At 54.8% G+C, this 10,095-nt stretch carries 13 protein-coding genes; 6 read left to right on the top strand and 7 right to left on the bottom strand.

All coding sequences use genetic code 11. The annotated features are described in order from the left end of the window. The 7 genes from KP699_RS15440 to folE all read right to left on the bottom strand — a co-directional run. Positions 1–186: transposase (locus KP699_RS15440; RefSeq protein WP_215762890.1), on the bottom strand; the 186-nt coding region annotated here is incomplete at its 3' end. Between the two features lie 153 nt (positions 187–339). Continuing rightward, complete coding sequence (locus KP699_RS15435; RefSeq protein ID WP_159102949.1) at positions 340–618, bottom strand: hypothetical protein; 279 nt, start codon at positions 616–618, stop codon at positions 340–342. A gap of 12 nt (positions 619–630) precedes the next feature. Continuing rightward, the gene (locus KP699_RS15430) at positions 631–1,191 is read right to left on the bottom strand and encodes a carbonate dehydratase (RefSeq protein WP_025829291.1); all 561 of its coding nucleotides are present in this window, start codon (positions 1,189–1,191) and stop codon (positions 631–633) included. Positions 1,192–1,245: 54 nt separating this feature from the next. Next, entirely contained in the window at positions 1,246–2,409 is a 1,164-nt protein-coding gene (locus KP699_RS15425; RefSeq protein WP_025829290.1) for an S-(hydroxymethyl)glutathione dehydrogenase/class III alcohol dehydrogenase, read from the bottom strand. Positions 2,410–2,456: 47 nt separating this feature from the next. Continuing rightward, positions 2,457–3,680: a zinc metallochaperone GTPase ZigA gene (zigA, locus tag KP699_RS15420; protein WP_063908833.1), complete on the bottom strand. Its 1,224-nt coding sequence runs from the start codon at positions 3,678–3,680 to the stop codon at positions 2,457–2,459. Positions 3,681–3,693: 13 nt separating this feature from the next. Beyond that, a complete protein-coding gene (gene hisI, locus KP699_RS15415; RefSeq protein WP_025829287.1) occupies positions 3,694–4,203 on the bottom strand; it encodes a phosphoribosyl-AMP cyclohydrolase in 510 nt (169 codons plus the stop codon). Next, on the bottom strand, positions 4,200–4,832 hold the full coding sequence (folE, locus tag KP699_RS15410; RefSeq protein WP_025829285.1) for a GTP cyclohydrolase I FolE: 633 nt from the start codon (positions 4,830–4,832) through the stop codon (positions 4,200–4,202). Before folE ends, hisI begins: the two co-directional genes overlap by 4 nt. An 84-nt stretch (positions 4,833–4,916) precedes the next feature. Between folE and KP699_RS15405 the strand changes: the two genes are divergently transcribed. The 6 genes from KP699_RS15405 to KP699_RS15380 all read left to right on the top strand — a co-directional run. Continuing rightward, entirely contained in the window at positions 4,917–5,648 is a 732-nt protein-coding gene (locus KP699_RS15405) for a DUF1826 domain-containing protein (RefSeq protein ID WP_025829284.1), read from the top strand. A 5-nt stretch (positions 5,649–5,653) separates the two neighbouring features. Next, entirely contained in the window at positions 5,654–6,148 is a 495-nt protein-coding gene (locus KP699_RS15400) for a Fur family transcriptional regulator (RefSeq protein ID WP_051552267.1), read from the top strand. A 41-nt stretch (positions 6,149–6,189) separates the two neighbouring features. Then, the gene (gene thrS / locus KP699_RS15395; protein ID WP_306301947.1) at positions 6,190–8,067 is read left to right on the top strand and encodes a threonine--tRNA ligase; all 1,878 of its coding nucleotides are present in this window, start codon (positions 6,190–6,192) and stop codon (positions 8,065–8,067) included. Continuing rightward, positions 8,064–8,267: a hypothetical protein gene (locus tag KP699_RS15390; RefSeq protein WP_025829281.1), complete on the top strand. Its 204-nt coding sequence runs from the start codon at positions 8,064–8,066 to the stop codon at positions 8,265–8,267. Before thrS ends, KP699_RS15390 begins: the two co-directional genes overlap by 4 nt. Positions 8,268–8,529: 262 nt before the next feature. Then, complete coding sequence (locus tag KP699_RS15385) at positions 8,530–8,919, top strand: hypothetical protein (RefSeq protein ID WP_020936718.1); 390 nt, start codon at positions 8,530–8,532, stop codon at positions 8,917–8,919. Between the two features lie 70 nt (positions 8,920–8,989). Continuing rightward, on the top strand, positions 8,990–10,095 hold a 1,106-nt coding region (locus KP699_RS15380; RefSeq protein WP_252347135.1), incomplete at its 3' end, for a TonB-dependent receptor plug domain-containing protein.

Genomic DNA, 10,095 nt, shown 5'->3' with positions numbered 1-10,095 from the left:
TTCATCTTCCAAGGCCTTCAGTCGTTTGGCCTCAGATACCTCAAGGCCACCATAGCGGGTCTTCCATTTGTAAAACGTCGCATCACTGATCCCGTGTTTGCGGCAAAGATCAGAGACCTTGAGCCCAGCCTCCTGTTCCTTCAGCACCCCTATGATCTGCTCTTCCGTAAAACGACTGCGTTTCATTCGTCCGTATCCTTCTCGATCGGACTCTACTTTTAAATGGTTACATTTTCGGGGGGCACGTCAGAACACCTGACTGGTTATCGTAGGTCACATTGAACAGATAGGGTGACGTCTTCCAGACCCCATGGTCCCATTACCTGAATGTCAAAAGCTTTAAAGCTGAAGAAGGCATGCCCGGATCACGACCTGCGTTTTTTCTGACAGTCTGACCGTGCAGGGTATGACCCAAACGCGGCCCTTGTTCTCTGGAAAGCTACCCATCCGATAGGCTAGCCGCCCTGCGGTGTTACGGGCATAGTGCATGTAATCTTCCAGAATAACGTCCTGCACCATAGCGGGAAGATCGAAGCCCTTGGCATTACTGGGTGTAGAGTTTGTTACACCCAGAAGAAACACATAGAACAATAATCGCTTTTTCCGACCTTCTCGCATTCCCGCATCAGGTTACAGCTGATTAGCGATGCGCCGGTAGGATCGCGCGAGACTGACATTCATTTCAGCCACGCTCTCAGAAAATGCCGTGGCGTCTTGGGTGACCTGTGGGACAGTCAACAGGTCGGTATTTGAATGAATCGTCGTTGTCGACGGGATATAAAACCCTTCTGTCAGCACACAATCTTCTACGACTGCATTATGCCGGACTACGCAGCCTCGCTCTACGGTGCAATTGAAGATAACCGAGTTAAAACCGATAAAAACCTCATCACCTACAGTGCACGGCCCATGAATGATCGAACGATGCGCGATCGAGGTTCTCGACCCGATCGTGACGGCCGCGCCGTCCTTGGAATGAATGACAACGCCATCCTGAATGTTTGAGCCCTTACCGATCCGTATCGGTTCGACTGTTCCATTCTCATCCGCTTCATCTGCACGGATAACAGCGTATGGTCCAATGAACACATCATCCTCAACAATCACGTGGCCACACAGAATAGCCGTCGGATCAACGAAAGCGCTCTCCGCCACTACGGGATAGTCGCCTCGTGGATTTGGTCTCAGCATGAGTTAGGTCCTCGATTTCCAAAGTTAGAAGCGAAAGGCGCCAAAAAGCGATGATCAGGCATCCATCAGAATTTCGCCGGGCAGGTCGTTCGACATGGTCTCACCAGGCTGGTAGTGCATGACAGACCGGATTGCCTCACCACGATGCAGCAGATCGAAGGCCTTGTTGATCTGGTTATGCGTCATGTTGTGCGTGATGTAGGGATCAACACTGAATTTTCCGGCCAGCCATTCATCCACCATTCCAGGAAGCTGCGAGCGCCCTTTCACGCCTCCAAAGGCCGTTCCGCGCCAGACACGCCCTGTAATCAACTGGAATGGCCGAGTGGAAATTTCCTCTCCGGCACCCGCGACACCGATAACGGTGCATTCTCCCCAGCCCTTGTGACAAGATTCCAGCGCAGCCCGCATGACATCGACGCGTCCGATCGCCTCGAAGGAATAATCCACTCCGCCGCCCGTCATCTCGACGATCACCTTCTGGATCGGATCGGTATGATCCGTCGGATTGACCAGATCTGTCGCCCCCAGATTTTTCGCCAGCAGGAATTTCGCGGGGTTGGTATCGACACCAATGATTCGCGAGGCACCAGCCATGACGGCCCCCTGAATAACGGCCATCCCTATCGCGCCGAGGCCAAAAACCGCTACAGTAGAGCCGGGCTCGACCTTTGCCGCATTCCGCACGGCCCCCATGCCGGTCGGCACGGCACAGCCCATGACACTTGCCTTGGAAAGAGGCGCGTCCCTGGTAATTTTCGCAACCGCGATCTCGGGCAGGACGGTGTATTCGCTGAACGTGCTTGTGCCCATATAGTGAAAAATCTGCCGCCCCTTATAGGAAAAGCGACTTGTTCCATCGGGCATTAGTCCGAGAGCCTGTGTCTCACGGATCGTCGAGCAGAGATTGGTCTTGCCCGAACGGATCATCGGACAGTTCGGATCTTCGGGAATGTAGAGCGGAATGACATGATCGCCCGGAACAACAGAAGTGACGCCTTTGCCTACATCCTCGACGATACCCACCCCCTCGTGACCGAGAATGCACGGAAAGCGTCCTTCAGGGTCATGCCCTGAAAGGGTAAACATATCGGTGTGACACAGGCTCGTGGTGACAATCCTGACCAGAACCTCACCCTCCTTCGGGCCTTCGAGATCGACCAGATCAATCTCGAGCGGCATGTTCGGTTCCCATGCAATAGCAGCACGCGTCTTCATTTTTGATGATCCCTCAAGAAAACATTAGTGGTTGACAATCGTATCTGTCAGGCGGGTTCCAGGCTTTCTGACTGACGGCGCCATATGGGGAATGGATCCGGCAGATGGGCATAACGGGCCGGATCAAAACTGTTGGTTTCGGGCACAAGGCAGGCATCGAGATCACGACGCAGTGCGGCCTCGTTCATCTCCGCAGTGCCGATGAAGACGATTTCCTGCCGACGGTCGCCATAAACAGAATCCCAGTTTCCCAACACGAAATCACGCCATTGATCGGTGTTAGGCCACTGGTTTTTCGGAATGGAAGCCCACCACAGTCCCATGGCTTCGCTGCGAACAAGTGCGCCCGCCTGGCTCATCTCCCCGACCCATTCGGGGCGTGTCGCAAGCCAGAAATGCCCTTTCGCGCGCACAACGCCAGGCCAGTTACGATCCAGAAACGCCTGAAATTTTGCTGGTTCAAACGGGCGCCGCGCGCGATAGACGAAATTGCGAATGCCATACTCATCGGTTTCGGGCACATGGTTGGCAAAACCATAAAGTTCCTTGAACCACAAAGGATGCTGATGCGCTTTGTCATAGTCAAAGCGACCTGTATTCAGAATCCGTTCAATGGGAACCTGGCCCATGTCAGTTTCAATGATATCTGCATCCGAATTCAGGGCACGAATGATTTTCCGGGCGGCGTCTACCTGATCGACTGTCGCGGTAGAGATCTTGTTTATGATCACGACATCCGCGAACTCAATCTGCTGGACCAGAAGATCGACCAAAGCACGGTCGTCGTCGTCACCTGCCGTTTCTCCACGATCTTTCAGGAAATCACTTGAAGAATAATCCCGCAGCAGGTTTACGGCATCCACGACCGTCACCATCGTATCCAGCCGGGCAATATCGCTCAGACTGACACCATTCTCGTCGCGAAACTCGAACGTGGCCGCAACCGGCAAAGGTTCGGCGATCCCGGTCGATTCAATAAGAAGGTAATCAAATTTCTGCTCTTCCGCGAGACGCCGCACCTCCTGCAGCAGATCGTCGCGCAGCGTGCAGCAGATGCAGCCATTGGTCATCTCGACCAGTTTTTCATCGGTCCGCGAGAGATTACTGCCGCCCTCGCGCACGAGATCGGCATCAATATTGACCTCGCTCATGTCGTTGACGATGACCGCAACCTTATAGCCCTGACGGTTGTTCAGGACATGATTGAGCAACGTCGTTTTGCCCGCCCCAAGAAAGCCGGACAGCACGGTAACGGGAAGTTTGTTTTCCATTTCCATTGTTCCTTCAGAGCTGTGTCGGGTTCGGAGCATCGCCATAAACGGCGATCGGATCGAAAGTCTTCTCTGCTTCACAGAAGACGAGCCGGGCTTCCGGGGTTGAAACGCCTTCATCAACCGGGAGATCAACACGCCGGTAAAAACAGCTTCGATAACCCACATGACAATTCGCTCCGACACCGGCCGTTTTGACACGGAGCCACACGGCGTCCTGATCATCATCGATGCGTAATTCGACAACATGCTGGATCAGACCGCTCGTCGCACCCTTGTGCCAGAGACACTGACGGCTTCGGCTCCAGTAATGCGCTTCACGGGTTTCGATGGTGCGAGCGAGAGCCTCCGCGTTCATGACCCCGACCATCACAACATCGCCGCTCTCCGCGTCGGTCGTGACGACTGTGAGAAGCCCGGCGGCATCGAAGCGGGGCGCCAGATCAGTGCTTTCTTCCACCTGCACGATGGAGAGGCGTGGCCGAAACGCTGCGGATTCATGGGCCTGGGTCGCACCCATCATGCGCCTCCCATGCCGGCCATGGCGAAAAACTGCCGGCGCAGCGTCTCCGAGGACTCAAACTCGCCAATCATGCGACTGGTCACCATGCTAACGCCGGGTTTGTGCACGCCGCGCGTGGTCATGCATTGATGGGCCGCATCAACCACCACTGCGACACCACGCGGTTTGAGAACGCTGTGGATCGTATCGGCGATTTGCGCCGTCAGCTTTTCCTGAATCTGCAATCTGTGCGCAAACACATCGACCAGACGTGCCAGTTTGCTGATACCGACGACCCGCCTGTCCGGCAGGTAGGCGACATGCGCCTTGCCGATCAGTGGAATGATGTGATGTTCGCAATGCGATTCCAGTCGGATATCCCGCAACACCACCAATTCATTGTAATTCTCTGTCTCTTCAAATGTCCTCTCAAGAAGGGCCACGGGGTCCTCCTCGTAGCCTTCGAAAAACTCCTCATAGGCACGGACCACCCGATCGGGTGTGCCTCTCAGTCCCTCGCGGTCCGGGTCATCCCCCGTCCACGCGAGCAGCGTCCGCACCGCCTCCTCCGCTTGAGCTCGCGTGGGCCGGGGCCGTAAAACCCGGGTGGGCGCATGCGCTGGCGGGCGCGTCTCCACGGTTGTGTCCATTCAGCCCTCACATTCGGCGTTGACTATGTTATGTTATAATATAACACTAGAGGCAACGACAGCATCCCGTCAAGCATCGGATTCATGACAGCTCCTTTCACCACACCAGCAGTTACGGAAAAGCGCCTCATGCCTTTCCCGGATGAGTCTGCAATCATGTCCCGGGATCCGCATCAACGTCGCACTGCCACGCTGTTCGTGGAAAGCTGGCCCGCCCCGGCGCCAGACAGTCCTGAGATGCCGCCTCTAGCCTATCCCGCCCCACACGTGATTGCCTGTTCCAATGCATCCGTCCTGCTGGACCTCCATCGCGGCGATATCGACATGGTCGTCTGGGGACGGATCGTTCCAGATGTCTGGCACAAAGCACTGGCAGCGCACGGTTCCTCCCGGACCGTCTTCGATATGTGCGGCACCTGCGGTGAACTCGTCGATGCCCTTACTTCGAGAATGTTGACAAAGGAGTTCCCGCCTCTCATTCTTGGCGATGCCGCGGAATTATCAAGCCTGTTTTCCGCAGTAACGAAGGACTGTCCGCAACGTCTCAGACTGGCGACAACGCCTCCCGATGACGTCGCGTTTGAAGCAGCGTCCGGTGCGCTCAGGCTTATCTGCTGCTACGGCGCCGCCTGTGCGGAATGGTGCAGTTACCCCGATCCACGCGCGGGCATGACCAGCACGCTGGACTCTTTCTCAGTGGCGTTCATCAAGGGTTCTGGCGGTCAACACGCTGGCTGCCTGCATCGCATTTGTCGCCCGGGTCACGACAATACTCCGGCCGGCATTCATCTCATCATCGATACGGTTGCTGGATGAAGAATATGAAAACGTCTTCTCGTCGACTTTGTTCTTCCACAACTCCGCATTGCAGGTCTTCAGACCGTATCACGTCGGTCCGAGACGACGTACTGACCGTTCTGACACACGCCAGACTTCCGCTTTCTGCCTATGACATATTGCGGGGTATTGACAGCCCGGACGGGCGCACGCTGGCTCCTCCCACAATTTACCGTGCGCTGAACAGACTGATGACCGAAGGCCTCGTCGCCCGTCTGGAAAGCCGGAATGCGTTTGTGCACATCAGAGCGAAAAATCCCTCTCGTCTGGTTTTTTGTATCTGCGAGCAATGCGGCGTCGCGCAGTCGGTGGAAAACGAGGCCTCCTTCCGTCTGATCGACAAAAATGCCGACAGTCTTGGATTTCAGGTCAGGCGACGGATCATTGAGTTGCAGGGACTTTGCTCTGATTGCCAGTCCTGTCCTGCAACGCCCGTCCGTTCGACCACGCAATCCCTTCCTCCGCAGGCCATCAAATGAGTTCCTGCCATCTCTCCGTTCTTTTTCGTCAAGGGTCTTCAATGACATCGTCTGCGTCCCTCCATCGTACTGCCCAAAAAGAGGCAGGCGAAGCCCTAGCCTGTCGGATCAATGGTGTTCTTCATGACCGTTCGTCCAGCATAGCCGATGACATTCGGTCCCAATCTGTGTACCGGCACGATGCAGATGCGCTACCTCTCATCCGCCATGACGCGGCGCATATTCTGGCTCAGGCGATCAGCGAACTGTTTCCGGGCACTCTGTTTGCGACCGGACCCGCTACTGAAAGCGGCTTTTACTACGATGTCGGGCCGGAAGAGCCGATCACGGCGGACGATTTGCCCCGGATCGAAGCCCGCATGCATGAAATCGTTGATCGCAATGAACCAATCGTCCGCGAGGTGTGGGACCGGGAGAGTGCACTTTCCTGGTGTTGCGAACAGGGCCAGCACTACAAAACCGAGATCATCAACGCACTCCCGGCTGATGCTGTTCTGACGTTCTATCGACAGGGTGATTTCGTGGACCTGTGTCGTGGACCACATCTCTCCAACACAGCAGACGTGGGTCATGCTTTTCGTCTGCTGGAAACGGCGGGCGCTTACTGGAAAGGCGACCGCAACCGAGCAATGCTCCAGCGGATTTACGGCACGGCCTGGCGTAACGAACAGGAGCTCGAAGCGTGGGAAAAACAGCGGGCGGAGGCCATGCTGCGTGGTCATCGCAGACTTGGTCGTGAGATGGATCTCTTCCATTTTCAGGAGGAAGCACCGGGGGCCGTATTCTGGCATCCCAATGGATGGACATTATTCCAGACACTCCTCGCCTATTTGCGTAAGCGTCAGCGCACGGAAAGCTATGTGGAGGTCAACACGCCTGACATCATGGATCTGTCTCTGTGGAAAGCCTCCGGTCACTGGGACAAATTCGGGGAGAACATGTTCACCACCGAGACTGAGGGACGTACCTACGCTCTCAAGCCCATGAACTGCCCTGGGGGTGTGCAGGTTTTCCGGCAGGGACTGAAAAGTTATCGTGATCTGCCACTCCGCATGGCAGAATTCGGTAAGGTTCATCGTTTTGAACCTTCGGGAGCACTTCACGGTCTCATGCGTGTGCGTGCCTTTACGCAGGATGACGCCCATATTTTCTGCACGCCCGAACAGATGGAAAGTGAGACGCAGCGGATTTGTGATCTGGTGCTCTCGATTTACCGGGATTTTGGCTTTGATGATGTCAGGATCAAGTTCTCCGATCGTCCGGAAAAGCGGGTGGGGTCGGACGAAATATGGGACCGCTCAGAAGCTGCGCTGCGCCATGGTGTCGAAGCTGCCGGACTGACATACACCCACAATCCCGGCGAAGGCGCCTTCTACGGCCCGAAACTGGAGTTCGTGCTGCGGGACGCCATCGGACGGGACTGGCAATGCGGTACAGTTCAGGTCGATCTCAACCTGCCGGGACGGCTGGACGCACACTATGTCGGTGCCGATAGCCAGAAGCACACGCCTGTCATGCTGCATCGCGCCTTGTTTGGCTCACTTGAGCGCTTCATTGGCATTCTTCTGGAGCACCATGCAGGCCATCTGCCGTTCTGGCTCGCACCGGTGCAGGTCGTTGTCGCGACGATCACAGAGGAGGCTAATATCCATGCCGGAGACCTCATCAAAACACTCGAAGACCATGATATCCGGGTTCTTCCTGACCTGCGCAATGAGAAGATCTCCTATAAAATCCGGGAACATAGTCTCGCCAAAATACCTGTCATGCTGGTCATCGGGAAAAAAGAAAAAGAAAACGGAACCGTCTCCATCCGGGAATATGGAAATCCGGCTCGACCAACAATGCAGGACGAAGAAGTCGTCAAAGTGTTGGCAACCGCCTCCCGTGATCGACTGCTACGGGTCTTTGACGCATGAAGAACGTTCGCGCCGCTTTCGACGATTTATGGTATCTCAGCCGGCCCTATTTCACGTCTGAAGAAAAGAAGTCCGCGTGGGTGTTACTGACTGCGGTGCTGCGTCTGACCCTGCTGCTAGTTGGAGTGGGCGTCCTGCAAAAGCAGATTTACCAGTCCGGTGTTTTTGTCGCTTTCAAACACCTCTCAATGCTCTCATAATGTTGTCCACACATCAGATTTTTGATGGGTTGGTAATGACGTGCTTCCCGAAAACACGTTCGTTTGGAATTGGATTTTTCCACGCAGGACTCCGTAAGCTGGACGAGGAGAGTTTCATGACAGCGGCTGCAATGCTTGAAGACGTGAAGGCCAGTCTTAAACGGGTTATAACGGGGCTGTTTTTCGATAAGGCTGTGCTGTGGGACGTGGCATTAAAAAACATAGACTGGTTAACAGAGAGAACTTGTTGTAACGGTGACACATGACTCCACGTGCTCACAGTCCAACTTACCTGCTGGCCTTCTGGCCTCTCGTATTGCTTGCACTGATTGCACGCCTGACATTTGGCGGAATTGCTTCCCCTGCGACACTAATCGACGATCCCCTCAACACCCTTACAAAGCTGAGCATTCTTTGCGACGATCTAAGCACTTCGTCTGATCCAGACGGACAGCACCATCGCTCAACTGCCCCCGATGATGACGGCTTTCTTCTGTCCGAAGCATTGGACCTGCTCGTTGTAGGCATCGTTTTCTGTCTTTTTGTGGGATTATGTGTTGCTGCCATTCGTCAGTCATGGATGTTCACATTCATCCGGGGGCCGCCAACACCAAAACGGACTTCTCTCTGCCCGCAGGGACCTCCTGCCTGATCTGAATTGAAAGAGCCGCTGACCTGCCATGCAGGTGAGCATTTTGTGCTGTCTCTTCAGGTCCCTTCACATGTTTCGTATTGTTTATTTTTCACTCCCGTTTTACGGGACAATGGTCGCTGCCGCCATTTTCTCGGCTACCACTACCTACGCTGCCGTCGGCACAGAGAAGCCTCGCCCACCTTTGAGCAACCGTGTTCTTCCTGCGTCCAGAACCAAAAAAAATCCCGTCAAAACAGAACAGATTCTTGTAACGGGATTAAGTCGATCCTCTGCCCTTACGCGTCCGGCGGGCCAGACGACTTATAGTTCCGACAGAAATAGTTTCGCGAACCAGGTTAGCCAAAGTGTTGCCGATATGGTGGTGACTATTCCTGGCGTCAGCTTCACTCAGGGGAATGGCCCTCGCGATACGAACGTGTCCATTCGTGGCTCAGGAGATCGTCAATCATGGGGACTTAAAAATATTCAGGTTCTGGAAGATGGGTTCCCCATGACCCAACCCGATGGGACCGCCCGGGCCGATTTGATTGATCCTCATGCCTATCAGGGTGTGGATGTTTTCGAGGGGCCTGCCTCAACGCTGTATGGTAATTACGCCATTAATGGTGCCATCAATTTCCGCACGCGAAAGGGCACAGACATCCACGGACTGGAACTGGGCTCCGATTTCGGCAGTTTCGGGATGTTCAACAATTATGCAACGCTCGGTTTTGGCAATAGACACTATGATCTGATGATCTTTGGCAGCGATGTGCGTGGAAACGGCTTCATTGCCAATAGCCGTTATAATACCTCGACAGAAAATATGCGGCTGCGTGTCAATCTGACGTCATCGGATCGTCTTATCCTGAAATTCGTCAACAACGTCACGGATGCTTTTCTGCCAGCAAGATTGTCACTCAACCAGTATCGGGCCAATCCCTACCAGCGGGGGTGCACCAATGCGTCCAGCGCGGCAGCCGGATGCGCGTCCGTCAATCTGCTGGTCAATGGTCGCTATGGCGCGAAGGTTGCTATGAGTCCTGAATCCGCAGGATTGGGGCGCTTTGATCGGCGCACGGTGGTTGGCCTGCGCTGGGAGCATGATTTCAACAGCTACACAATGTGGCGAAACCAGTTTACATACGATCAGCGCCATATCGACCAGCCAACGTCCCCTATGGCGTATGTCGG

It is taken from the genome of Acetobacter sp. P1H12_c (genome assembly GCF_018811975.1).
GTDB lineage: Bacteria > Pseudomonadota > Alphaproteobacteria > Acetobacterales > Acetobacteraceae > Acetobacter > Acetobacter persici.
Note: the sequence above shows the minus strand (reverse complement) of the source record. Positions and strands in the feature narration are given on the sequence as shown.